Raw genomic sequence first — 23,473 nt, forward strand, 5'->3', positions numbered from 1 at the left:
ACAGGTCAGCCGACCAGTCCTCCGGTCAGGATCGAGACCGGCTTCGGCGCGACGACCGGCGGCAGCTGCTTGCCGGGCTTCGCGGCCTTCGTGGCGTTCGCCGAGAGGTCACCCGGATCGGTCGGGATCTTCGTGGTGAACGGCTGGTGGGCGGCCTTGCACACGGTGCCCTTGGCGGGCAGCTTGCCGCTGAGCAGGTAGGCGTCGATCGCGTTGGTGGCGCAGACGCCGCTGCCGTACGCGGTGTGCCCCCAGTTGTCGCTGCTGAGCAGGCGCGAGTTCGGCAGCAGCTTGCTGGACGAGACCGAGGCGGCGTAGTTGGTCGCCGGGTCCCAGTAGTTGCCGACGACCAGCACCGGCTTGGCGGTCCGGGAGTTGAACGGTCCCCGGTACGCGTCCTCGTCCTTGACCTTCCAGGTGTTCGTGGCGCACTGGGCGGTCAGCCAGCCCCAGGCACGGCCGAAGTAGGGCGCCACGATGTCGCGGGTCGCCGTCGAGGCCGGCCACGAGCTGGCGTACTTCGGGTGCTTGCCGTCGGTGCAGATGACAGCGCTCTGCGCCTCGAAGCCGTTGTCGTACGGGAAGTCGAACCCGACCGACTTGGCGGCCCGGATGCGCTGCAGCAGCTGGGCCCGCGCCTCGGCCGCGCCGGACGTCTTGCGCTGGAGGTCGTCGACGTAGGCGGCCAGCGAGGCGATCTCCTCGCCGGCGTAGGTGCCGTAGAGCGAGCTGAGCGCCGCGCCCACGAAGTCCGCGTAGGTGATCTTGAAGGTGCCGAACTCGTCGGAGATCACCAGCGGCTTGGCGCGCAGCTTCTTGGCGATCGACGCGAAGTTCTTCACCGGGTCGCCGGCGGCGAACTCGCAGAACTCCTCGCCGGCTTTGTCACAGCGCTTGAGGATCTCCTGCAGGGCCTTGTACGCGCCGTCCGCCGACTTCATCCGCGCGTCCAGGATCCGGCTGCCGCTCTTGCCGGCGCCCACCCACTGCCGCGGGTCGATGTTGCCGTCGACGGCGATCGCCCGGAACCGGTCCGGGAACATGTTCGCGTAGTACTGGCCGAGCGCGGTGCCGTAGCTGAAGCCCAGGTAGGTCAGCTTCTTGTCACCGACGGCGCGGCGCATCAGCTCCATGTCGCGGGCCACCTCGGCCGTGGACATCGCGCCCGCGAGGGTCTTGCCGGTGGTCGAGCAGCTCTTGCCGAACGCCTTCGCCGACTTGACGTACTTCGCCTCCTCCGTCTTGCCGAGGGGGAAGGCGACGTTCATGCCGGCGAAGACCGCGGTCTGCTCCTTGACCGACCTGAAGCACTTGATGTTGGCGCTCGCGCCGATGCCGCGCGGGTCCACGCCGACCACGTCGAAGCGCTCGAGGACCGAGTCGCTCAGGAAGTTCGGGGCGAAGAGCGCGAAGTCGGTGGCCGAACCACCCGGTCCACCCGGGTTCAGGAAGAGACTGCCGATCTTCTTCTTCTGGTTCTTCGCCTTGACCCGCAGGACCGCGATCTCGGTCTTGGCGCCCTTCGGCTTGTCGTAGTCGAGCGGCACCTTCACGGTGGCGCACTCGGCGATCTGGTAGCACTTGTACCAGCCCAGCTTCGGCGTCTTCAGCTTGTCCAGACGCTTCTTCTCGGTCTTGCTGGTACTGGCCGGCTTCGCTGCCGCGGCCTGCGGCGCGAATGCGCTGGCGGGAACGGACGCGCTCACGGTCAGGGCGAGTCCGGCGAGGCCGGCGACCAGCAAACGCGATCGTGGAATGGGCATGCATTGCCCCCCTTCTTCAGACGCCACGCATCGTAGGGGGCCGATGCACGCGAAGGGGGTCCCCCTGAGAGGGACCCCCTTACGGTCAATATCGGTCAGACGCCGGCTGTCGCCAGGTTGCGGGTCACGACCTCGTGCCGCCACGTCACCGGCGCGGCCGACGGCGCCTTCGCGCGGCGCGGCGCACGGGCGATCAGCACGCCGTTGACGATCAGGGCGCTGGTCAGGCCGACCAGAGCGGACGCCCAGACGGCCGGCTGACCGGCGCCGACGCCGTACAGCAGCCACGAGGCGCAGGCCGCCGCGGCGAGACGCCAGCGCAGCGGGGACAGTCCGGAGAGGTCCTGGTTGCGGTCGCGGAGCAGGGCCAGCGGCTGCGGGATCGCCGACACGAACGACACGCAGGCCAGCACCGAGCCGAGCGTCGCCGCCGCCGCCGGGCCGCTGACCTGCGGCAGAGCAGCGAGCGCGGCGATGATCATCACGGCTGCGAGCACGCCCGCCGCCGTGCCCGCGCTGGTGAGCAGGGCTTTCCGCGTACGAAGATGGGGTTGGGTGATCAGAAGGGCCAGGAGGATCGCCGCGCCGGTGCTCGAGCTGACCACGTTCGTGACGACCTGGAACGGGTCACCGATCAGCAGACCGTAGGTGACCCACCCCAGCGGCATCGCGACACCGAGCATGCATGCCGTGGCGGACAGACCGCTGGTGCGGCGGCGCACACAGGACCGGTAGACCTGGGGCCAGGCGATGGACATGGACAGGGCGGCGCCGAGCGTGCCGAAGACGTGGAGCAGCATAATCCGTTTCCGAGTCGGTGACAGTTGCACCGATCCGTTCGGCCTGCTCATCGCGGCGCTGACGGACAGCACCCGCATCGCACCCGGCTACAACGAAGCCGCAACCCGGCGGGCGGGGTGACGACCATCGACGTTCGTTTGGCACAGTGGACGGATGCTGACCGACGTGGACCTGCCCGCGCCCGGACTGCTCTGGACCCGCTGGGCTACGTTGGGCGCCGCCCTCACCGGCCTCGGCCACGCCGGCGTGTGGTCGATCGACGACCGTGGCGCCGCACTCGACGACCGTGACACGGGCTGGGCTCGTTTCGCCCTGCTCGACGGCAGACGCGCCGTGCTGTACGGCTCCTCTTCCACCTCACCCTCCGCCGACCAGCTGGACCTGCTCACCGGCGCCCCCGACTGGCTGCCCTGGGACGACCTCACCCCGCTCACCCTCGGCTTCGTCATCTGGCACGAGAACGGCCGATGGTCCCGGGTCCGCTACCACGACGGGCTCCTCGACGGCATGACCGACCTGCTCCAGCCCCTGCTCACCGCCGACAACACGATCACGGCGCTGCTCGCTGCGGCAGGTCCGGGTGGGTCCCGCGAGGCGGCTTCCCGCCTGCTCGCCTTAGCGGTACGCGCGGAGCTCACCCCCGACGGCCTCCGCGAACTACTGGGCGACGCCGTGGACACCGGGGCCGCCCTCGCCGTCGCCACCCGGGCCGGCCTGGTCCCCGGCTCGTCGGCGCCCCGCATCCCGCCCGGAAGACGCCCGCCGATGCGCCGCGTCCGCCGGCTCAGCCAGGGCGAACACGACCGGCTCGTCTGGGCCGCCATGCAGGACGCCACCGAACTCCGCCGTCCCGCGCCACCGGACACCGACGAGCTCGAAGCCCTCATCCTCTGGCTGCGCGAACACTCACCGGCCGGCGACGGGCGCTGCACCCTCCTCGCCTACGCCGACGCCACCAGCTTCAGCGCGCAGTCCGGCTCGCTGCCGCCCGCCGACGAACCCGGCTCGGAACGCTACGCGGGCTTCCGGCGGCTCACCGAACTCGTCCGCACCCTGCGCCGCGCCGAGTCCGACCCCCGGTACGGGCGGTGGCTCTACCTGCGGATCGAGACGAGTGCCGGCGGAGTCCAGATCGAGCGGCGGTACGACTCGTGGCCGGCCTGGTGGCACGACGACGGCGTGTCCGGCCCGTGGCGGACGAACCTGCAGGAGGAGATGGACGGCCGCCTTCCCGCGTACCGCCCGTCCTGGGTGGCGCTGCTCGACCCGGAGGTGGCGTACCGGCCGACCCGTTAGCGCGCCTTCCCGGCCCGCAGCATCTCCAGGGACTTCGCCAGGCGCCGCGCCCGCGTCTCCGGTGTCTTCGCGGACGTGATCTGCTCGGCGTGCCAGCGCTGATTGCTGAACGACAGGCTCTCCCAGAACGCCTTGACGTGCGGCTCCATGGTCAGCACCGCGTCCAGGTCCTCCGGCACCTCGACCGTCCGGGGCGCGCTGTCCAGCTCCACCACGACGTCGTAGGTCTCGCCGCCTTCGAGGCCGCCGTCCTTACGCCGCTCGGCGCTCACACCCAGCCAGTAGTCGCCGCCCATCTTCGCGATCGACGACCGGAACTCGTATCCGTTCACCTTGACGACGACCTTGGGCCGCCCGCCGCCGCCGAGCCCCTCCACGATCGCGTCGGCAACCTGGAAGCCGGTGGTCGTCCCGCCCGTGCGTTGCAACTCCGCCCGAAACTCCATCCCGCCACCCTAATTCCCGGCGCCCCGCCTACACACCGATCCGACCTCTACGAACCCGGCTGTGACCCATGGCCGTCCCGCGGCCCGTTCGACGGGACTGTAAGAAAAACGGTGTAACTCCTGATCAAGGAGACACCAGATGACCGTGACGATCGATGCCACCGTGGATACTTCGGCGGTGGCCAAGAAGAAGGATCCGGCAACCACCCCGGAAGGCGTGGATGCCGAGCTAGTCGGCCAGCTGGTCGAGCAGGCCCGCGCAGCGGGCCTGCAACTGACCGGCGAAGGCGGTCTGCTGCAGCAGTTGACCAAGCGAGTGATCGAAGCCGCCCTCGATGGTGAGATCACCGATCACCTCGGCTATGAGAAACACGACCCGGCCGGCAAAGACGGCGGCAACTCCCGTAACGGGACCCGGGCCAAGACCGTGCTGACCGATGTCGGCCCGGTCGAGATCACCGTGCCGCGCGATCGCGACGCCTCGTTCGAGCCGCAGATCGTCAAGAAGCGGCAACGTCGGCTGACTGGTGTCGAGGACATGGTCCTGTCGCTGTCGGCGAAAGGCCTGACCACCGGGGAGATCAGCGCTCACCTGGCCGAGGTCTATGGCGCCGACGTCTCGCGCCAGACGATCTCCACGATCACCGATAAGGTCATCGACGGCATGGCCGAGTGGCAGAACCGGCCCCTCGACAGGGTCTATCCGGTGATCTTCCTGGACGCGATCAACGTCAAGATCCGCGACGGCAAAGTCGCCAACCGGCCCATCTACGTCGCCCTCGCGGTCACCGCCGAGGGCACCCGCGACATCCTCGGGCTCTGGGCTGGCGACGGCGGCGAAGGCGCCAAGTTCTGGTTCAGCGTGTGCACCGAGCTCAAGAACCGTGGTGTCGAGGACGTGCTGATGGCCGTCTGCGACGGCCTGACCGGGCTGCCTGACGCGATCAACACCGTCTGGCCGAAGACCGTGGTCCAGACCTGCGTGGTGCACCTGCTGCGCAACTCGTTCAAATACGCCGGCCGCCAGCACTACGACGCCATCGCCAAGGCACTCAAGCCGGTCTACACCGCACCGACCGAGCAGGCTGCCGAGCAGCGCTTCCTGGAGTTCGCTGAGGCCTGGGGCGAGCGATATCCGGCGATCGTCCGGCTCTGGGAGAACGCCTGGGCCGAGTTCGTGCCGTTCCTCGCGTTCGACGCCGAAATCCGTAAGGTCGTCTGCTCCACCAACGCGATCGAGAGCGTGAACGCCCGCATCCGCCGCGCCGTCCGGGCCCGCGGGCACTTCCCGAACGAGCAGGCCGCCCTGAAATGCGTCTACCTGGCCGTGATGGCCCTGGACCCGACCGGCGCTGGCCGCCGCCGCTGGACCATCCGCTGGAAACCCGCCCTCAACGCCTTCGACCTCGCCTTCGAAGGACGGCTCACCGCAGGCCGCAACTAACCCTCAACAAGATCGAGTTACACCGTTTTCTTGACAGTCCCCGTTCGACAGCGATGGGTCACAGCGGGACGTCGGGCTGGGCCGGCGGGAAGGCGGCTCGGGGGAGGAAGGTCAGCTGGGCCTTCTTGTGAGGCAGTTCGATCTCGGGGCCGAGTTCGAACCCCTCCCTCCGCAGGCGGGTGATCATGCGGGTGTTGCGGATGTCCGGTTCGGCGATGATGCGGGTCCGGGACGGGTCGGTAAAGAGGTGGCGCAGCAGGGCCGGGAAGACGGCGCTGGTCACGTGCGGCAGGTTGCGGTCGCCGGCGTCCAGGAGGAGGTGGAGGCCGAAGTCGCCGGGCTGGACGTCGTAGCAGTCGCTCACCGGGTCGTTCTCGGGCTGATACGTCTGGAAGACGCCGATCGGAGCATCGTCCAGCAGCAGCAGGTAGGCGTGGTGGCTGTCGAGCCCGTCCACGAAGGCGTAGATCTCCTCGACCTGCTCGACGGTGTGGTCGAGCATCCCCCAGTACTGGTTGCGCGGCTTCGTCACCCAGCCGTGCACCACCGCCGCGTGGGCCGAGGGGTTCAGCGGGATCATGATGAGCTCGCCCAGGCCGGGGAGCTTCTCGGAAAAGACGATCACGGTTCCTCCACGAGGTGGTCCCAGTCGGTCACCAGCGGGACCAGGTCACCTGACGCCCAGAGCGGCAACTGGTCCAGGAAATGCGGGGATGACGGGTCGTCGACGGCGCCGAACGGCACCACCCAGCGGCTCCGCCGCCGGTCCGAGACGTCCCAGATGTAGCGGGCCACCGGACCCCGGACGCACAGGTCGCTCACCCCGGTGACGCTCGACGTGTTCAGGACGCAGTCCCGCGAGCCGGAGAGCGGGACGACCGGGAACGCGATGTCGAGGCCGGGCAACGGGATCGGGTGGAGCAGGTGGCGCGTGCCCCACTCCTCCGACTCGATCACGGCGGGGTCGACCAGCTCGGCCGGGTCCAGGCCCAGACCGCGGAGCACGCCGTCGAGGGCGTGACCGATCCGGCCGCGCGGGTCGGTCCAGGGCGCGAAGAGCGGGTCGTAGCCGGAGTCCTCGAAGAGCGGCTTCAGCTCGGGGCGCTCCCACAGCGCCCGGGCCACGGCGGAACGCCAGGCCTCGTGCCGGCCCGCTTCGACGGAGTCCGCCGCCATCGAGGTGTCCATGTGGATCAGCGCGTGCGGCACGCCGGCGTCGAGGAGGGTACGGATCCGCCGCGCCCGTGCGGGCGGCGCGAAGTCGATGCCGTGCGGTTCCGAGTCGGGACGGCGATCGTTCGCGTTGACGGCCGACGGCACGTCCTCGCGGTGCATCGGCGCCCAGCCCGGCTGCCAGGCGAAACGATCAGCCCAGGCGGGTACCGGCACCCAGCGGTTGCGGTCGTCGCGGAGCGGCACCCGGCCGGCGGTCTGCTGCACGATCCGTCCCGAGCCGTCGGCGATCAGCACGCTGTTCACCGGCTCGACCCAGCCGGCGAAGGCGTCGGCCACGTCGTCCACGGTGGACGAGCGCAGCAACGGCAGCAGCGCGTCGAAGCCGAGGTCGGACGAGACGCGTGCCGGGGTGCGCAGGCTCAGAGCGAGACCGCCGGTCTCCTGGATGAGCGGTCCGCGGGCCGTCTCCCGACAGGAGATCTCGACCGGGTGCTCCCCGCGTACGAGAATCGTCTCCTGAACGGTGACCACCGGCTCCCAGCCGGCCGCGCCCCGGGCCTCGACCCCCGACGAGGTCGTGCGGAGTTCCTCGATGTAGAGGTCCTGGTAGTCGGCCATCGCGTTGGTGATCGCCCAGGCGACCGGGCCGGCGTGACCGAAGTGCTGGACGCCGGGGACGCCGGGGAAGGTCAGGCCGGCGACGTCGAACTCCGGGCAGGCGAGGCGGATCTGCTGGTAGACGCCGGGGAGTTCGAGGAGGCGGTGCGGGTCGCCGGCGATCTCACCGGGTACGGCCCAGGCGTTGCTGCCGGAGCCGCCCGGGCCTTCGATCGCGAACCATTCCAGGGCGGCGGGGCCGAGGGTGCGTTCGACGTGCGCCCGCCACATCTTGTTGGGGAATGTCCCGAAGAGGATGTGCTGCACCTGGAAGACGCCGAGGGACGACCAGTCGTTCCACTCGATGCCGGCGGCACGAACGCCGTCGGCATAGGACGACAGGAAGGCACGTGTCTCGGGAGAAAGCGTGGCGAAACACCGCTGAGCGGTGTCATCGAGACGGGCCCGCCGGGCGAAGACGTCCCACTCCACCTCGTCGGGACCGACGACCGAAGCCAGCCGGCCCTCCGAGCGGAGACGCTCGGTGACGAGCTGGCGACCACGATCAGAAGCGGTCACCCGCCCCTGAAGGTAGGCCAGTTCGAGAACCGAGCCGGCCCGCAGGTGCGGGATTCCGTAGTCGTCGCGATAGACCGTCATGAAGCGATCGGATTCTCCAGCTCACCGGCGTAGATGAGCGAGCTCTCCTGGTCGGCCAGATCCACCATCTGCAGCGTGTTGCGCAGCTGAAGACGGTTCAGGCAGGAGTGCGCGAAGGCGGGCCGGAAGAGGTCGAGGCGTCCCGCGATCGCCGGGTGGTCCTTGGCGTGCTCGCGGACGCAGTCCCCGGCCAGCGACCAGAAGTCCGGCCAGGGGAGCACGCCGTCGGCGTCGAGGATGCCGGCGAGGTGCCGCAGGAATCCGTCGAAGACGTCGGTGAAGAGCGCCAGCTCCTTCAGCTCCACCGTGGTGATCATGCGGATCCGCTCGACCTCACCGGGCAGCGGCTGGTCGTTCATGACCGCCACTTCCTCGCCGATGTCCTTCATGAACACCCGGGTCGGCACGTGGTTCTCCAGCACCAGGATCAGGTTCTCGCCGTGCGGCATGAACGCGAGGTCATGTTGGAGGAGGCAGTGCACGATCGGGCGCAGGTAGGCGCGGAAGTACGTGGCGACCCACTCGGCCGGGCTCACGCCGGATTCCCGGATCAGCGCGGTGACCAGGGCGTTCCCGTCGCGGTCGCGGTGCACGAGGCTGGCCATCGTGGCGAGGCGCTCGTTCTCCGCCAAGCGCGGGATCGGGCTCTCCCGCCACAGCGCGGCGAGCATCTTGGTGTACGCGCTCGGCGTCCCGACCCGGTGGTAGGCGTCCCCGGTGTACCCGATCGCGGCCAGTTCCCGCAGCACCTCGAACCGGCAGGCGCGCAACTCCTCGTCGTTGTTCACGACGTCCGCGACCCACTCGTTGATCGGCGGGGTGGCCTGCATGTATTTCGGCGACAGGCCCCGCAGGAAGCCCATGTTCTGCACGGCGATCGCGGTCTTCACGTAGTGCCGGTCCTGACGGTCCACGTTGAAGAAGGTGCGGATCGACTGCTGTGCCCGGTAACGGTCATTGCTTTCGTCGAGCGGGACGATGGCGCGACGGGCGATCTCCGGAGCGAAGGTGATCGCCAGTTTGTGCTCCCATTGCCACGGATGGACCGGGAGGTATCGGTATATCTCCGGATTAAGCCCCAGGGAACTCAGCCGCCGCTCGAAGTATTCGAGTTGCTCGGCTCCGAGTTCGTCGGCATAGAACGAACGCTCGTCCTCAGAAAGCACGAAGATGCTCTCCGACTTGAGGATCGCCACCCACCTGAGCCGCACCGGCGCCCCCGCCTCGGGAGCGAAGGCCTCGTGGTCCTTGAGACCGAAACCGATCCGGCCGTTGTTCGCCACGAAACCGGGGTGCCCCTCGGTCATGGCGGCCTCGATGGTCTGGAAATCGGCGTGCACCAGCTCGTCCGCGGTCTCCCGCCGGTGGGTCAGCTTCCAGGCGGTGCCGGCCAGCGTCGCGGAGATCTCTTCGAGGTACGTCCCGAGCAGCTGCTGGGGGATGCCGAGCGTCTCGCGGAGCCCCGAGATGAAGTCGAGCGCGTCGAGGGGTCCTTCCAGTGACGCGGGGTCGACGATCCAGTGCTCCATCGGGAGGCGCTTCGCCCGGAACGTCCAGTCAGCGAACCGGTATCCGCCGCCCTCGGCAACGGGCGCGATCAACCGCTCATGGGCGAACTCCCCCAGCGCCTTCGCGATCAACCGGCGGTGGGCCAGCTCGATCGTCGCCGGGTTCAGGTGCGGGACGCTCATCTCGTAGGCGGCCCGGGTGCAGAAGCTGAGCCGTGCCACCTTGTCGTGGAGCTGGATGTGCCGTTCCTCGACGAAACCGGCCTCGGCGTTCTTCCGGGCGATCGCCTCGTTGCGCACGTCCGGCTCGACGACGACCCGGCTGACCCGCGGGTCAGCGAAGCAGAAGTCCATCACGGCACGGAACACCGCCGAGGTGAGCCCGGACCGCTTCCGATCATCGGAGGACGGCGGCGCCACCAGCACGTGCATGCCGAGGTCCCCGGCCCGCACGTCATAGAACGCAGCCAGCTCGCTGTGCGCCGGCTCGTAGGTCTCGGCGAGGAAGAGCGGGGTCCCGTCGTCGTCGAGGCCGAGCCACGCGTGGTGATGCGGGTTGTCGGCGATCTTCTGGTACTCGGCGCGCACCCGCTCGTGATCGGCGCCCTGCAGGCCCCAGTAGTGCGAGCGCGGGTGGGTCACCCAGGAATGCAGCAGATCAAGATCACGATCGAGATCCAGGGGTACGAGGTTCATGACGTCACCAATTGACGGGGGATGTCGGCGGTCGGGGCGCCGAACTGCTGGAAGGCGATCGAATCCTCGATCTTGTAGATCTCGCGGCCGGTGATGCCCTTGAGGATCACCGAGTTGCGGTACGGGCCCATGCCCAGGTCGGGAGCGTTGACGCTGTGCGTGTGCTCCTCGGCGTTCTGCACGAACACCTCGTTGCCGGTGACGTCGACCGCGTAGTCGACCGCTACGTCGAAGCGGCCCTTGGCGTCCCAGCGGATGCGGTCGCGTACCGGCTCCAGGAAGGACGGGACGCGCGGCGCATAACCGGTGGCGAGCAGCAGGCCCTGGGTCTTCGCGGTGAACGAGCTGCCCTGCTCGGCGTGGTGCAGCGCCAGGGTGTAGCGCTGATCCGCCTCGTCCCAGATCACGCCTTCGACGGCGGTGTTGGTGAGCAGCGTGGTCGGGACCGGCCCGTGCAGGCTCTTCGCGTAGAGGGTGTCGTAGATGGCGTCGACCAGATCGGCGCTGATGCCCTTGTAGAGGTTGCGCTGTTCCCGGCCGAGCCGGTCGCGCACCTCCATGGGCAGGGCCTGGTGGTAGCGGATGTACTCCGGCGAGGTCATCTCGAGGGTCAGCTTCGTGTACTCCATCGGGAAGTACCGCGGCGACCTGGTGATCCAGCTGAGGTGGTAGCCGTATGTCTCGATCTCGTTGAGCAGATCGAGGTAGATCTCGGCCGCGCTCTGGCCGCTGCCGACCACCGTGATCGAGTCGAGGGCCTGCAGCTTCTGCTTGTTCGGCAGATAGTCGGCGCTGTGCACGTACGGGCCCTGGTCGACGGCGGCCGGGACGCGCGGCGCCGTGCCGATGCCGAGGACCAGCTTGCGCGTGCGGAAGGTCTCCCCTGCCCGGGTGTGCACCAGGTAGGCCTCGCCGTCGTGGGTGACCGACTCGACCCGGGTGTTCCACTGGATCGACGGCAGCTGCTTGGCCACCCACTTGCAGTACTCGTTGTACTCGGCGCGCAGCGGGAACCAGTTCTCCCGGATGTAGAACGGGTAGAGCCGGCCCACCTGCTTCAGATAGTTGAGGAAGGAGAACTTCGACGTCGGGTCGGCCATCGTGACCAGGTCGGCCATGAACGGCACCTGGATCGTGACGCCTTCCAGCATCAGTCCCGGATGCCAGTCGAACTCGGACCGCTGCTCCAGGAAGACGCCGTCGACGTCCGGCAGGCCGTCGGTGAGCGCCGCCAACCCGAGGTTGAACGGTCCCACACCGACAGCGACGAAGTCATGGGTACGCATCAGGCCATCACCGCCGCGGTCGTCTCGCCGGAGAGCCGGTGCCCGATCCCGCGGATCAGGTCCAGCACGTTCTTCAGGTTGCCCATCGTGGTGTTCGGGTTGAGCAGGGTGAACTTCAGCCAGTAGTGGCCGCCCACCGTGGTCCCGGCGACGATCGCCTGACCGTCCCGGAACAGCTCCTGCCGCAGCCGTGGCATCAGCTCGTCGCACTGCTCGACGCTCATCCCGTCCGGCCGGAACCTGAACAGGATCGTCGACAGCGAGGGTTCGGTCAGCACGTCGAAGTCGGTGTCCGTGAGCAGGTGCTCCCAGGCCTGGTGGGCCCGGTCGACGACGGTGTCGAACATGTCGCCGATCTGCTCGGAGCCGATCGTCCGCAGCGTCATCCAGAGCTTGAGCGCGTCGAACCGGCGCGTCGTCTGCAGGCTCTTGTCGACCTGGTTCGGCACGGTCGCGGTGCGCGGGTTCAGGTAGTCGGCGTGCACCGCGATCCGGCGCATGGTCTCGCCGCGGCGGACCACGATCGCACTGGAGCTCACCGGCTGGAAGAAGCTCTTGTGGAAGTCGACGGTCACCGAATCGGCGTTCTCGATGCCGTCGAGGAGGTGCCGGCGGCGGGTCGAGACGAGCAGACCGCAGCCGTACGCCGCATCGACGTGGAACCAGACGCCCTGTCCGGAACAGATCGTCCCGATGGCGGCGACCGGGTCGATCCGCCCGAGGTCGGTCGTGCCGGCGGTGGCGACGACCGCCATCGGGATGCGGCCGGTACGCCGGACGTCCTCGATCGCCGCTGCTAGCGCCGTAGCGTCCATCCGGCCGTCGCCGTCGGTCGGGACCGCGACCACGGCGTCCTTGGCGAGGCCGAGGATGCCGGCCGACTTGCTGACGCTGAAGTGGCTCTCGGTGGTCGCGAAGATCCGCAGAAGCGGCAGCGCGTCCTCCCGGGCCTCGGCGCGGTGCGCAAGGGTCTCCTCGCGGGCCAGCAGCAGAGCCTGCAGGTTCGACTGGGTGCCGCCGCTGGTGAAGATGCCGTCGGCGTCCGGCCCGAATCCGATCCGGCCCGCGGTCCAGTCGATCAGCCGGCGCTCGATCAGGGTGCCGGTGGCGCTCTGGTCCCAGGTGTCGACGGACGAGTTGACGGCGGAGATCAGGACCTCCGCGCTGAGGGCGGGGATGGCTACCGGGCAGTTCAGGTGCGCCACGTACGTCGGCTCGTGGAACCAGATGGCGTTGTCCAGATAGAGCCGGGCGACCTCGTGCAACGCGGCGCCGGTGTCACCGAGCGGGCGGTCCAGGTCGACGGCGTCGACCTGAGCCTGAAGATCGGTGACCGATGCACCGGAGTACGGCTGCCGCACTGTCTTCACCCGGTCCGCCAGCAGCGCCGACGCGTGCCACACACCCGACGTGTAAGCGTCGAGAGTGGACCCGGAGAACAGATGCGGGGACGCGAACCCCTCCAACGTGGCCTCCAACTAATAAGGTAACCCTTACCTAACTAAGGGGAGGCTAACGGGCCGGACTCGGGTTGGAAACTTGATCGGGTCGCGTCGGGGGGCGACGGCCCGGTTCGGCGCGCCGCCAGATCGGCCGCCACCAGCGCATCGAGCCGTGCGAGATTGTTCCGTGAGTGACTGGTGATTCATCCCATACTGCGGATTTGGGGCCCACCGTGTAAGACAGTGGGCCCCATCGATGTCATTCCGGTCAGAAAGCGGTGATCGTGATCCCGGCCGCCTGCGGGTCGCCGTCGTGCACGAGCGACTCCTGGTTCTGCACGTCGTCGAAGGCGAACGCGTAGGCCTTGCCGTCGACCATGTTCCGGTGGATCTCCCGGGCGTACACGTTCGTGGGTTCGCCCTGGTAGAAGTCGGTGGCGGTGCCGCTCGGCTGGGTGTCGAGGCGGCCCAGCGTGGTGCGCTGCAGCGCCGCGCAGAGGGTCCGCGCGATCGGGCCGACCACCTGGTCGTTCGGCGCGGCGAGGGCGCCGTCACAGCCCCAGACGTTCGCGGTCGACGGCTTCGTGAAGGAGGCGACGGTCTTGCCCGCGGTGTCGGTGAAGCTCAGGACGTCGCCGGTGGTGCGGCCCAGGAATTTCACACCGGGCTGATCGGTGAAGGGGACGACGGTCAAGACCTTGCTCCGGTACGAGGACCACGCGCTCGTGATGTACGGGTCCAGATGGGTGGGGCTCATCAGCCCGGCGTCGGCCGCCTTGCCGGGAGCGAGCACCCGCAGCACCGTGCCGTCGGCGCGGGTGACCACCGACTCGGCGAAGCCGGCGTCCGCCTTGATCGCGTCGATCACCTTCTGCCGGCCGCCGGGCTTCACCTCGCCGGTCGCGCTCGTGGCCCCACTCGCCCCGGTGACGCTGACGACGTGCGGGACGGCGAACATGTCGACCTGCGAGCTGTTCAGCCAGAGCCCCGAGTCGTTGAGGGTGAACTCGCTCCAGTCGAAGAGGATGTCCCGGTTCGGGTCGCCACCCGCCCACGGCGCCGGCTGGACCAGGCCGCCGGCCGTCAGGCGGAAGTCGAGCTTGCTGCCGAACGAGAAGTAGATGCGGCCGGACAGGTTCTCCGGGATCTGGATCGTCGTGCTGCCGTCGTTCCCCGGGCCGGCGATGGCGACGTCCGGCGCGGGGACCGGGACGGCGCCTCCGCCCGCCCACGCGGTGAACTTGCCGGACTCGTCGGCGTATCCGAGCTTGCCGGTCGTCAGGTCGGTGCCGAGGACGTAGAGGTAGACGTCCTCCTTGCGGCCGCTGTCATTGGTGAAGGTCATCGGGAGCGCACCGTCGACCTTCACCGGGTTTGTCGCATTTGTCGAGCGGGACCGGGTCGGCTGGCTGGTGGGCTGATCGGTGGGCCGGCTCGTGGGCTGGTTCGTGGGTGCGGTGGTGGGTGCGGCGGTCGCGGGCGCGGTGGTCGCGGTCTTCGTCGGCGCGGCGGCGGCCGGGGTCGTCGGGGAGGCTGCTTCCCCACCGCACGGGACGCCGTTCAGCAGACAGTTCAGCGGCTGGCCGCCGGTGCCGACGAAACCGAACGTGACAGTGCCGCCCACCGGGATCGCGCCGTTCCAGGAACGGTTCGTGAAGGTGCGGTGCGTTCCGGAAGCGGCCATCTCGGCCTCCCAGAAACTGCCGATCGACGCCCCGGCCGGCAGATCGAATTCGACTTTCCAGGACGTCATCGCGGACGCGCCGGTGTTGCTGATCGTCACCTCGTCCTGCCAGCCGGTGCCCCAGTCGGAGACCGTGCGCAGGCTCGCCGTGGGTGCCGCAGCCGAGGCCGGCAGGGCGATCCAGGCGGTGGCGAGGGCCGCAGTGGTAGCCGCGGCGGCGAGTATCAGGCTGCGTTTGCGGGGCATGGGGGTGCCACCCTTCGAAGGGGAACGATCGGGGACGATCGCCATTATTCAAAGGGCGGCACCGGAAATGCGCGCTGTTTAAGGTCCCTTTAATGCTGACGTTTTTCGTTCTGCCGGATAACAGTTTTTCTAGAGTCGGCTGAGCCGCACCGCCGACCAGGAGATCCGGGGCAGGACGATGTTCGCCACCCCGTCCTCGACGGTGACCGTGCCGAGGGCGGCCAGGCTGACCCGGTCCGGGTCGTCCCTGGTGTTGCTCGCCCGGACGTCGTCGTCGGTGAGGGTCCACGATTCGGCCACCGTCAGGTCCGCGCCGAACGCCCGCAGGTCCACGGTGAACCCGACCGGCTGCTGCTGATCCCGGTTGACCGCGAAGACGACCACGTCGCCGGTGGCCGGATCGTGGGTGGCCACCGCGTCGACGAGCGGGGCGTCGCCGTAGCGCGCGGTCTCGTACGTCGGGCTCTGGATGTCGAGGCGCAGCACGTCGCCCTTCGCGAGCGCCGCGGTCCGGGCGAACGGGTGGAAGATCGTCTGCCGCCAGGCCGGTCCGCCCGGCTCGGTCATGATCGGGGCGATCACGTTGACGAGCTGTGCCTGGCAGGCCGCGGTGACCCGGTCGCTGTGCCGGAGCAGCGAGATCAGCAGGTTTCCGACCACCACGGCGTCGGCGACGTTGTACTGGTCCTCGATGACCCGCGGCGCGACCTCCCACTCCTTCGGCAGCGGCGCGCTCTGGAAGCGGGAGAGGTACCAGACGTTCCACTCGTCGAACGAGAGGTTGATCTTCCTTTTGCTCTTCAGCCGGGCGCCGACGGCGTCAGCGGTGGCCACGATGCTGTTCACGAAGTGGTCCATGTCCACGGCGCTGGCGAGGAACGACCCGAGGTCGCCGTCGTGCTCCTCGTAGTAGGCGTGACAGGACACGTAGTCGACCACGTCGTACGCGTGCTCGAGAACCGTCGACTCCCAGGACCCGAACGTGGGCATGACCGAGCTGGAGCTGCCGCACGCCACGAGTTCGAGATCGGGTTCGGCCGACCTCAGCGCCCGAGCCGTGGAAGCGGCCAGCAGGCCGTACTCCTCAGGGGTCTTGTGCCCTGTCTGCCAGGGACCGTCGAGCTCGTTGCCGAGGCACCAGAGCTTGATGCCGTAGGGCTTCTCCGCTCCGTGGGACCGCCGCAGCTCGGAGAGGTGGGTGCCCTCCGGGTGGTTGACGTACTCATGCACGTCGAGCGCCTCCTGCACGCCGCGGGTGCCGAGGTTCACCGCGTACATGATCTCGACGTCGGCCTTCTCGGCCCACTTGGCGAACTCGTCGATGCCGACCTCGTTCGTCTCGATGCTGCGCCAGGCCAGGTCACGCCGGCGCGGACGGTTGCCGACCGGGCCGATGCCGTCCTCCCAGCGGTAGCCGGAGACGAAGTTGCCGCCCGGGTAGCGCACCATCGTGACGCCCAGCTCACGGGCGAGGGCGAGAACGTCGGTACGGAACCCGTCCTCGTCGGCGAGCGGATGTCCCGGTTCGTAGATCCCCGAGTAGACGCAGCGACCCATGTGCTCGACGAAGGAGCCGAAGGTCCGGCGGCTGACCGGCGCCACCACCGAGGCAGGGTTCAGCGCCACATGTGCACGAAGCATGGTGTTCCTTAAGGAGAAGGCTCACTTGACGGCGCCGACGGTGAGGCCGCCGCGCCAGTACCGCTGGAGAAGGAGGAAGGCCGCGATCAGCGGGATGATGGCGACCAGCGATCCCGCCACGATCACGTTGAAGAGCGCGGCGCCGCCGTTGCCGATGGTGGCGGACATGTACCAGGTCCGCAGGCCCACGGTCAGCGGGTAGAGCTGGTTGTCGCTGAGCATCACGAGCGGCAGGAAGAAGTTGTTCCAGGACGCGACCATGGAGAAGAGCAGCACCGTCACCAGGGCCGGCCGCATCGCCGGCAACGCCACGCTGCGGAAGACCCGGAACTCGCCGGCGCCGTCGATGCGGGCCGCCTCGAGCATCTCGTCCGGGATCGAATCGTGGGTGTAGACGCGGAGCAGGTAGACGCCGAACGGGTTGAGCAGCGCCGGCAGGATCACCGCCCAGATCGTGTCGACCAGATCGAGCTGCGCCATCAACAGGTACGTCGGCAGCACCAGAGCCGTGGCCGGCACCATGATCAGACCCAGCAGCAGGGCGAACAGCGCGCCCCGGCCGGGGAACCGCAGTTTCGCGAAGGCGTACCCGGCCAGCGCCGACACCACCGTCGCGCCGATCCCGCTGAGCACCGCGTACATCGCGGAGTTGCGCAGCCAGGTCAGGTAGATGCCGTCCTCACTCGTGAAGACCAGCTTCAGGTTGTCGATCAGGTGGAAGTCGGCGAACCAGAGCGGCGCCGACCCGAACAGCCCGTCGTTGTCCTTCGTCGCGGCGACCAGCAGCCACCAGAACGGCAGCAGGAAGTAGAGGGCCATCACGCCCATCACGACGTGCGCGGCGACGCTGCCCTTCTTCTCTTTCAGTGCGGTCATCGCAGCGCGCTCCGCTTCCGGGTGGCGAACAGGAAGATGTACGACCCGACGAAGACCACCGCACCGAGCAGGAAGGAGATCGCGGCCGAGTAGTTGTACTGCTGGAACGAGAACGCCTGGTTGTACGCGTACACGTTCGGCGTGTAGTGCTGCGTGATCGCGCCCGGGTTGAGCGGCTGGAGGATCAGCGGCTCGGTGAAGAACTGGAGCGTGCCCATGATCGTGAAGAGCGTCGCGAGGACCAGCGCCGAGGCGATCATCGGAGTCTTGATCCGTACGGCGATCTGCACCGCACCCGCCCCGTCGATCTTCGCGGACTCGTAGATCTCCCGCGGCAGGCCCTGCAGCGCCGCGTACAGCACGATCATGTTGTAGCCGGCCCACTGCCAGGTCACGATGTTGCCGAGCGATCCCAGCACCACGTCGCTGGAGAGGAAGTCGAACTTGAACGGCCCGGTCTCCTGGCTGTAGAGGAATCCCCACATCAGCGTGCCGATCACGACCGGTACGGCGTACGGCACGAAGGCCGCGAGCCGGAAGACGCGCGAGAACCGGGACGTCGCGTGGTCGATCAGCAGCGCCGCGAGCAGCGCGATCCCGATCATCACCGGCGTCTGGACCAGGCCGAACAGCACCACCCGGACGACGCCCTCACGGAACAGCGGGTCGGCGAACGCCTGCTGGTAGTTGTCGGCGAAGGCGAACACCTCGCCCTCGACCAGGGTGGACCGGTAGAGGCTGAGCTTGAAGGCGTACGCCATCGGCAGCAGCAGGAACGCGACCAGCAGGACCGCGAACGGCAGGACGAACAGCCATCCCGCCGTGGCCTCCCGCCAGTGGCGATGCTTGTTCGCGGGGGCCGGGCCCGCGGCCGCCGGAGCGGCCGCGGACTCGATCTTGACGTCGGTGCTCATCTACTGGACCTTGAAGCCCTGCTGGGTCGCGTACTGGGTGATGTTGGCCTGCGCGGTGTCGAGCGCCGCCGTCCAGGACGTCTTCTTCTCGATCGCCTGGTTCAGCCCGGTCGTCAGCTGGTTGAAGTTGTAGCTGTTGAACGGGCTCCAGGCGAACTCGCCGATGGCGTTGTAGGCCGGCACGAACACCTCGTTGACCTTCTGGCCGCCGAAGAACTCGTACTCCTTCTTCATGAACGCGTCCGACTCCAGGATCGGGGTGGCGGTCGGGAAGAGGTACGCCTCGTCGATGCCGATCTTCCAGGCGTCGGTGTTCGTGGCGCCGAAGATCTCCTTGGCCACCGTGGCGGCCTGCTGCGGGTACTTCGTCTGGTCGGTCACGGCGAACGACGAGCCGCCCCAGTCGCCCTGCGCGTTCGCGCCGGCGGTCCACTGCGGCAGCGGCGCGGCCCGCCACTTGCCGGAGGTCGTCTTCGCCACGCTCTGCAGGTAACCGGGGCCCCAGCCGGCCGCGATGTAGGTCGCGTACTTGCCGGATGCCAGGCCGTTGTAGAAGTCGGTGGTGCCGTACGCCTTGGTGTCGGCGAGGCCGGATGCGACCATGCCCTCCCAGTAGGTCATGACCTGCTTGGCCTCGGCGCTGTTCACGGTGACGCCGATGTTCGCCGGGTTCGCGACGTCGTACGCGTACGGCTTCGCGCCCGCCTGCCACTGCAGACCGGTCAGGAAGCCGCCGTCGTTCGCCCCGAAGTCGGTGATGAAGTTCTTGCCACCGGACGCCGTCTTCAGCTTCTCGGCCTGGGCCTTGTACTCATCCCACGTCTTCGGGACGGTCAGGTCGTACTGCTTGAAGAGGTCCTCGCGGTAGAGCAGCGCCATGGGCCCGGCGTCGACCGGGATGGCGTAGACCGAGTCGCCGGTGCTGACCTGCTTCCACGCCCAGTCGACGTAGTTGCCCTTCACGTCGTTGGCGCCGTACTTGCCGAGGTCGACCAGGTGCTTGGTGAGCTGGAAGGTCGGGATCTCCTGGAGCTCCAGCATCGCGACGTCGGGCGCACCCTTGCCGGCCTTGAGCGCGGTCTGCAGCTTCGTGTACTGGTCCTGGCCGGCGCCGGCGTTCGTCCACTCGATCTTGATGTCGGTGTGCGTGGAATTGAAGAGGTCGACGACCCCCTGGAACGCCGGGTACCACGCCCAGACCTTGATGGTGACCGGTCCGTCGGTCTTCGTCGCCTCGTCCGCGCCGCTGCCGCAGGCCGCCACGGTCAACGCGGTCAGCGTGGCGACCATCGTCACGGCCGATCGGAGCAGCCCTCGCCTTACACTGAACTTCCTGACGTTCACTGGGTCCTCACAGAGTCAGTCGATATGCGTCGGGTTTCGGCCGGTCAGCGGTGCTGGCACACCGCGACCGGCCATCATTTCTTTTATATGGATCAGCGTGTTGCTACGCTTTTGCAGCGCTGCAAAAACAGCATGCACGGACGACCCATCGACGGCAAGGGGTAACCTGCCGGAAACTTGGCCGTCCGCGGGAAGCCGCAAAGGGGGGCACATTGCGCCGGGAGGTCACTCTGCGTGACGTGGCGGAGCTGGCTGGAGTTTCCAGCCGAACCGTCTCGAACGTGGTGAACGGCTATGCGAACGTCACCGAACGGACGAAGGCCCGGGTGCAGCGCGCGGTCGAGGAGCTCGGCTATCGCCCCAACGTGCTGGCGCGCAACCTGGCGCAGGGCCGATCGGGCCAGATCGCGCTGGTCGTGCCGTATCTGGACACGCCGTACTTCGCCGAACTGCTGCAGAGCGTGATCCGGGCAGCCCGGAACAGCGGGTACAACGTGCTGATCGACCAGACCGACGGCGATCCCGAGCACGAGCGCGGGTTCATCGCGCACGGCTCCCGCCGGCTGCTCTTCGACGGCGTCATCTTCAGCCCGCTCGGCCTCGACCAGCAGGCCCTCGCCGACCGGGACCCGGCGCTGCCGCTGGTCATCCTCGGCGAGCGGGCCAGCGACGGCAGCTTCGACCACGTCGGCATCGACGACGTCGCGGCGTCCCGGCAGGCCACCGAGCACCTGCTCGACCTGGGCCGGCAGCGGGTCGCCGCGATAGGCGACCAGCCCTACGCGACCGGCGAGGCGGCGCAACTGCGCACTCGCGGGTTCCGGGAGGCGCACGCGGCCCGCGGCCTCGCCGCCCACGAGGACCTGATCATCGGTACGCCGCGGTTCAACCGGCCGGACGGCGCCCGGGCGATGGCCCATCTGCTCGATCGGGCCGACCCGCCGGACGCCGTCTTCTGCTACAGCGACCTGGTAGCGCTCGGCGCCATCCACACGATCCTGGCCCGCGGGCTGCGGGTGCCCGAGGACATCGCGGTGATCGGGTACGACGACATCGAGGACGGGCGGTACTCGAACCCGACCGTCACCACGATCTCGCCGGACAAGGAGTGGATAGCGACCACCGCGGTGGAGCGCCTGCTGCTGCGGATCGGCAGCGGCACCCCACCGCCCGGGCTGGAGCTGCGGGCCCCGCACAGGCTGATCGTGCGGGAGTCGACTACTGGAAGAGCTTCGCTGCCGTGATGGCGGTCTGGATGATTCCGTAGCCGAGCAGGACGGAGACGAGCGCCCAGGAGAAGAAGAGCCTCATGCCGTCGTCACCTCCTCCTTCGGGGTGGCCTCGTGGTATTTCGCGGGGACCGGGCGGACCAGCAGGTTGGCGACGAAACCGATCGCCAGCAGCCCGACCATGGTGAACAGCGCCGGCTGGTAGGCGTCCGCCGTCAGGGTGCCCGGCTTGCCCTGCGCGTCCAGGAACCCGTTGACGATCAGCGGGCCGGCCACCCCGGCGGCCGACCAGGCGGTCAGCAGCCGGCCGTGGATGGCGCCGACCTGATAGGTGCCGAACAGGTCCCGCAGATAGGCCGGGATGGTCGCGAACCCGCCGCCGTAGAACGACAGGATCAGGCCGGCGAGCAGCACGAACAGCGCGGTCGCGGCCGGGCCGACGAGTGCCAGCAGGGTGTAGAGGACCATGCCGCCGCCGAGGTAGAGCATGTAGATCGGCTTGCGGCCGATCAGGTCGGACGTCGACGACCAGACGAACCGGCCGGCCATGTTGAACAGCGACAGCACGCCGACGAACCCGGCCGCCGCGGAGACCGCCACGCTCGACGTCCCGTCCACCCGGAAGAAGTCCTGGATCATCGGGCTGGCCTGCTCCAGGATGCCGATGCCCGCCGTCACGTTGCCGAACAGCACGATCCAGAGCAGCCAGAACGCACGGGTCCGGATGGCGTTCGCGGCCGACACCTGAGCGGTGGTGACCAGTGGCTTCTCCCGTACCGATGCGGGGTCCCAGCCTTCCGGGCGCCAATCGGGAGCAGGCACCCGGATGTTCACCACCCCGAACATCATGATCACGAAGTAGCCGATGCCCAGGGTGAGGAAGAGGGCGGTGAGCGCGCTGCCGTCGGCCACCGACGTGGCGACGCTGGGGTCGTAGTCGCTGTCGTAGAGCGACATGAGCTGGCGGGACAGCGGACCGGCGATCAGCGCGCCGCCACCGAAGCCCATGATCGCCAGACCGGTGGCGAGTCCGGGCCGGTCCGGGAACCATTTGATCAGCGTGGAGACGGGCGAGATGTAGCCGATGCCCAGGCCGATCCCGCCGAGCACGCCGTAGCCGAGATAGAGCAGCCAGAGCTGCGTGGTCGCGATGCCGAGCGCGCCGACCAGGAAGCCGGACGCCCAGAACGAGGCGGACACGAACATCGCCTTGCGGGGGCCGTTCGCCTCCACCCAGGTGCCGCCGACCGCCGCGGAGAGTCCCAGCATCACGATCGCGATGCTGAAGATCACCCCGATCGCGGTCTGGCTGGTGTCGAAGTGCTGGACCAGGGAGTTCTTGTAGACGCTGGTGGCGTACACCTGACCGATGCACAGGTGCACCGAGAGCGCGGCGGGCGGGATCAACCATCGGCTGTATCCCGCCGGAGCGACCGTGTGCTCGCGGTCGAGAGCGGAGAGCAGGGCCATCGCAGCGCCCTACCCATCGTTATCAGTCGATAAACCTTCCTGATCGGCCTGCTCCAGCAGCTTGTCCAGCGAGAACGCCGTGTCGTCGATCGCCGCGTGCAGGTCGCCCAGCTCGGCGAAGCGGGCCGGCACGGTCCGGATCGTCAGGTCCTGCGGCTCCACGTCCGGGATCTCCGCCCAGGTCACCGGCGTGGAGACGGTCGCCGACGGCACGCCGCGCACCGAGTAGGCGCTGGCGATGGTGTGGTCCCGGGCGTTCTGGTTGTAGTCGATGAACAGCGACGTCGGGTCGCGGTCCTTGCGCCACCAGGTCGTGGTGACGTCGTCGGGCAGCCGGCGCTCCACCTCGCGGGCGAACGCGAGCGCGGCCCGGCGCACCTCGCCGAACTCCCAGCGCGGCTCGATCCGGACGTAGACGTGCAGCCCTTTGCCGCCGGACGTCTTGGGGTATCCGGTGATGCCGAGCTCGCCGAGGACCTCGTGCACCACGCCGGCGACCTTGCGGACCGTGCCGAACGGGCAGTCCGGCATCGGGTCCAGGTCGATCCGCCACTCGTCCGGCTTCTCGGTGTCGGCCCGCCGGGAGTTCCACGGATGGAACTCCACGGTGGACATCTGCACGGCCCAGATCACGTCGGCCGGCTTCGTCACGCAGAGCTCGTCGGCGTACCGGTTGTAGCGCGGGAACTTCACCCGGACCGTCTCCAGCCAGGGTGGCGCGCCGTTCGGCACCCGTTTCTGGTGCACCTTCTCCCCGGCCAGGCCGTCCGGGAAGCGGTGCAGCATGCACGGCCTCTCCCGGAGCGCCCGGACGATCCCGTCGCTCACCGCCAGGTAGTACTCGACCAGGTCGAGCTTCGTGGCGCCGAGTTCCGGGAAGTAGATCCGGTCCGGGTTGGAGACCCGGACGTCGTAGTCGCCGACTTCGATGACAGTGGCTTTAGCGGCCATCCG

General features: G+C 68.6%; 18 protein-coding genes. 3 read left to right on the forward strand and 15 right to left on the reverse strand.

Annotated elements, in window-relative coordinates; all coding sequences use genetic code 11:
• Positions 1 to 5: 5 nt before the first annotated feature.
• Positions 6 to 1,763, reverse strand: coding sequence for an alpha/beta hydrolase (locus EP757_RS03850; RefSeq protein ID WP_127542822.1), 1,758 nt, complete (start codon positions 1,761 to 1,763; stop codon positions 6 to 8).
• Between the two features lie 95 nt (positions 1,764 to 1,858).
• Positions 1,859 to 2,563, reverse strand: coding sequence for a SemiSWEET transporter (locus EP757_RS03855; RefSeq protein ID WP_127542823.1), 705 nt, complete (start codon positions 2,561 to 2,563; stop codon positions 1,859 to 1,861).
• Between the two features lie 154 nt (positions 2,564 to 2,717).
• Here EP757_RS03855 and EP757_RS03860 point away from each other — a divergent pair, with 154 nt between their 5' ends.
• A complete protein-coding gene (locus tag EP757_RS03860; protein ID WP_127542824.1) occupies positions 2,718 to 3,860 on the forward strand; it encodes a hypothetical protein in 1,143 nt (380 codons plus the stop codon).
• On the opposite strand, the gene EP757_RS03865 is transcribed toward EP757_RS03860, so the two are convergent.
• Positions 3,857 to 4,306: a YdeI/OmpD-associated family protein gene (locus EP757_RS03865; protein WP_127542825.1), complete on the reverse strand. Its 450-nt coding sequence runs from the start codon at positions 4,304 to 4,306 to the stop codon at positions 3,857 to 3,859. The two genes, EP757_RS03860 and EP757_RS03865, sit on opposite strands and share 4 nt — an antisense overlap.
• 139 nt (positions 4,307 to 4,445) lie before the next feature.
• On the opposite strand from EP757_RS03865, the gene EP757_RS03870 reads away from it, so the two are divergent.
• Positions 4,446 to 5,750 (forward strand): IS256 family transposase, encoded by a 1,305-nt coding sequence (locus tag EP757_RS03870; RefSeq protein WP_232049958.1) that lies wholly within the window; start codon positions 4,446 to 4,448, stop codon positions 5,748 to 5,750.
• Between the two features lie 58 nt (positions 5,751 to 5,808).
• Here EP757_RS03870 and EP757_RS03875 read toward each other — a convergent pair whose 3' ends face one another.
• The 10 genes from EP757_RS03875 to EP757_RS03920 form a co-directional block, all read right to left on the reverse strand.
• Positions 5,809 to 6,372 carry a GNAT family N-acetyltransferase gene (locus EP757_RS03875; RefSeq protein WP_127554072.1) on the reverse strand — a complete coding sequence of 188 codons (564 nt, stop codon included), beginning with the start codon at positions 6,370 to 6,372 and terminating at the stop codon, positions 5,809 to 5,811.
• Positions 6,372 to 8,183, reverse strand: a complete 1,812-nt coding sequence (locus tag EP757_RS03880) for a penicillin acylase family protein (protein WP_127542826.1) — start codon at positions 8,181 to 8,183, stop codon at positions 6,372 to 6,374. Before EP757_RS03880 ends, EP757_RS03875 begins: the two co-directional genes overlap by 1 nt.
• Entirely contained in the window at positions 8,180 to 10,387 is a 2,208-nt protein-coding gene (locus EP757_RS03885) for a GNAT family N-acetyltransferase (protein WP_127542827.1), read from the reverse strand. The genes EP757_RS03880 and EP757_RS03885 overlap by 4 nt, the downstream gene beginning before the upstream one ends.
• Entirely contained in the window at positions 10,384 to 11,673 is a 1,290-nt protein-coding gene (locus EP757_RS03890) for a lysine N(6)-hydroxylase/L-ornithine N(5)-oxygenase family protein (RefSeq protein WP_127542828.1), read from the reverse strand. Before EP757_RS03890 ends, EP757_RS03885 begins: the two co-directional genes overlap by 4 nt.
• A complete protein-coding gene (locus EP757_RS03895) occupies positions 11,673 to 13,151 on the reverse strand; it encodes an aspartate aminotransferase family protein (RefSeq protein ID WP_127542829.1) in 1,479 nt (492 codons plus the stop codon). Before EP757_RS03895 ends, EP757_RS03890 begins: the two co-directional genes overlap by 1 nt.
• Positions 13,152 to 13,383: 232 nt before the next feature.
• Positions 13,384 to 15,045: a beta-1,3-glucanase family protein gene (locus EP757_RS03900; protein ID WP_127542830.1), complete on the reverse strand. Its 1,662-nt coding sequence runs from the start codon at positions 15,043 to 15,045 to the stop codon at positions 13,384 to 13,386.
• Positions 15,046 to 15,174: 129 nt separating this feature from the next.
• Positions 15,175 to 16,686 (reverse strand): alpha-N-arabinofuranosidase, encoded by a 1,512-nt coding sequence (locus tag EP757_RS03905; RefSeq protein ID WP_127542831.1) that lies wholly within the window; start codon positions 16,684 to 16,686, stop codon positions 15,175 to 15,177.
• Between the two features lie 21 nt (positions 16,687 to 16,707).
• Positions 16,708 to 17,562, reverse strand: coding sequence for a carbohydrate ABC transporter permease (locus EP757_RS03910; protein WP_127542832.1), 855 nt, complete (start codon positions 17,560 to 17,562; stop codon positions 16,708 to 16,710).
• Positions 17,559 to 18,476 (reverse strand): carbohydrate ABC transporter permease, encoded by a 918-nt coding sequence (locus tag EP757_RS03915; protein ID WP_127542833.1) that lies wholly within the window; start codon positions 18,474 to 18,476, stop codon positions 17,559 to 17,561. The genes EP757_RS03910 and EP757_RS03915 overlap by 4 nt, the downstream gene beginning before the upstream one ends.
• Positions 18,477 to 19,766: an ABC transporter substrate-binding protein gene (locus tag EP757_RS03920; RefSeq protein WP_232050627.1), complete on the reverse strand. Its 1,290-nt coding sequence runs from the start codon at positions 19,764 to 19,766 to the stop codon at positions 18,477 to 18,479.
• A gap of 266 nt (positions 19,767 to 20,032) precedes the next feature.
• Between EP757_RS03920 and EP757_RS03925 the strand changes: the two genes are divergently transcribed.
• Complete coding sequence (locus EP757_RS03925) at positions 20,033 to 21,064, forward strand: LacI family DNA-binding transcriptional regulator (protein WP_127542835.1); 1,032 nt, start codon at positions 20,033 to 20,035, stop codon at positions 21,062 to 21,064.
• A gap of 63 nt (positions 21,065 to 21,127) precedes the next feature.
• On the opposite strand, the gene EP757_RS03930 is transcribed toward EP757_RS03925, so the two are convergent.
• A complete protein-coding gene (locus EP757_RS03930; protein ID WP_174262336.1) occupies positions 21,128 to 22,519 on the reverse strand; it encodes an OFA family MFS transporter in 1,392 nt (463 codons plus the stop codon).
• 9 nt (positions 22,520 to 22,528) lie between these two features.
• Complete coding sequence (gene ligD, locus EP757_RS03935; RefSeq protein ID WP_127542836.1) at positions 22,529 to 23,470, reverse strand: non-homologous end-joining DNA ligase; 942 nt, start codon at positions 23,468 to 23,470, stop codon at positions 22,529 to 22,531.
• Between the last annotated feature and the right edge of the window lie 3 nt (positions 23,471 to 23,473).

Source organism: Actinoplanes sp. OR16 (assembly GCF_004001265.1).
Taxonomy (GTDB): domain Bacteria; phylum Actinomycetota; class Actinomycetes; order Mycobacteriales; family Micromonosporaceae; genus Actinoplanes.

Bases quoted from the DNA above. Each gene is read 5' to 3' on its own strand.
- EP757_RS03850 (WP_127542822.1), bottom strand. From the start codon at position 1,763: ATGCCCATTCCACGATCGCGTTTGCTGGTCGCCGGCCTCGCCGGACTC.
- EP757_RS03855 (WP_127542823.1), bottom strand. From the start codon at position 2,563: ATGCTGCTCCACGTCTTCGGCACGCTCGGCGCCGCCCTGTCCATGTCC.
- EP757_RS03860 (WP_127542824.1), top strand. From the start codon at position 2,718: ATGCTGACCGACGTGGACCTGCCCGCGCCCGGACTGCTCTGGACCCGC.
- EP757_RS03865 (WP_127542825.1), bottom strand. From the start codon at position 4,306: ATGGAGTTTCGGGCGGAGTTGCAACGCACGGGCGGGACGACCACCGGC.
- EP757_RS03870 (WP_232049958.1), top strand. From the start codon at position 4,446: ATGACCGTGACGATCGATGCCACCGTGGATACTTCGGCGGTGGCCAAG.
- EP757_RS03880 (WP_127542826.1), bottom strand. From the start codon at position 8,183: ATGACGGTCTATCGCGACGACTACGGAATCCCGCACCTGCGGGCCGGC.
- EP757_RS03885 (WP_127542827.1), bottom strand. From the start codon at position 10,387: ATGAACCTCGTACCCCTGGATCTCGATCGTGATCTTGATCTGCTGCAT.
- EP757_RS03890 (WP_127542828.1), bottom strand. From the start codon at position 11,673: ATGCGTACCCATGACTTCGTCGCTGTCGGTGTGGGACCGTTCAACCTC.
- EP757_RS03900 (WP_127542830.1), bottom strand. From the start codon at position 15,045: ATGCCCCGCAAACGCAGCCTGATACTCGCCGCCGCGGCTACCACTGCG.
- EP757_RS03905 (WP_127542831.1), bottom strand. From the start codon at position 16,686: ATGCTTCGTGCACATGTGGCGCTGAACCCTGCCTCGGTGGTGGCGCCG.
- EP757_RS03910 (WP_127542832.1), bottom strand. From the start codon at position 17,562: ATGACCGCACTGAAAGAGAAGAAGGGCAGCGTCGCCGCGCACGTCGTG.
- EP757_RS03915 (WP_127542833.1), bottom strand. From the start codon at position 18,476: ATGAGCACCGACGTCAAGATCGAGTCCGCGGCCGCTCCGGCGGCCGCG.
- EP757_RS03920 (WP_232050627.1), bottom strand. From the start codon at position 19,766: ATGGTCGCCACGCTGACCGCGTTGACCGTGGCGGCCTGCGGCAGCGGC.
- EP757_RS03930 (WP_174262336.1), bottom strand. From the start codon at position 22,519: ATGGCCCTGCTCTCCGCTCTCGACCGCGAGCACACGGTCGCTCCGGCG.
- ligD (WP_127542836.1), bottom strand. From the start codon at position 23,470: ATGGCCGCTAAAGCCACTGTCATCGAAGTCGGCGACTACGACGTCCGG.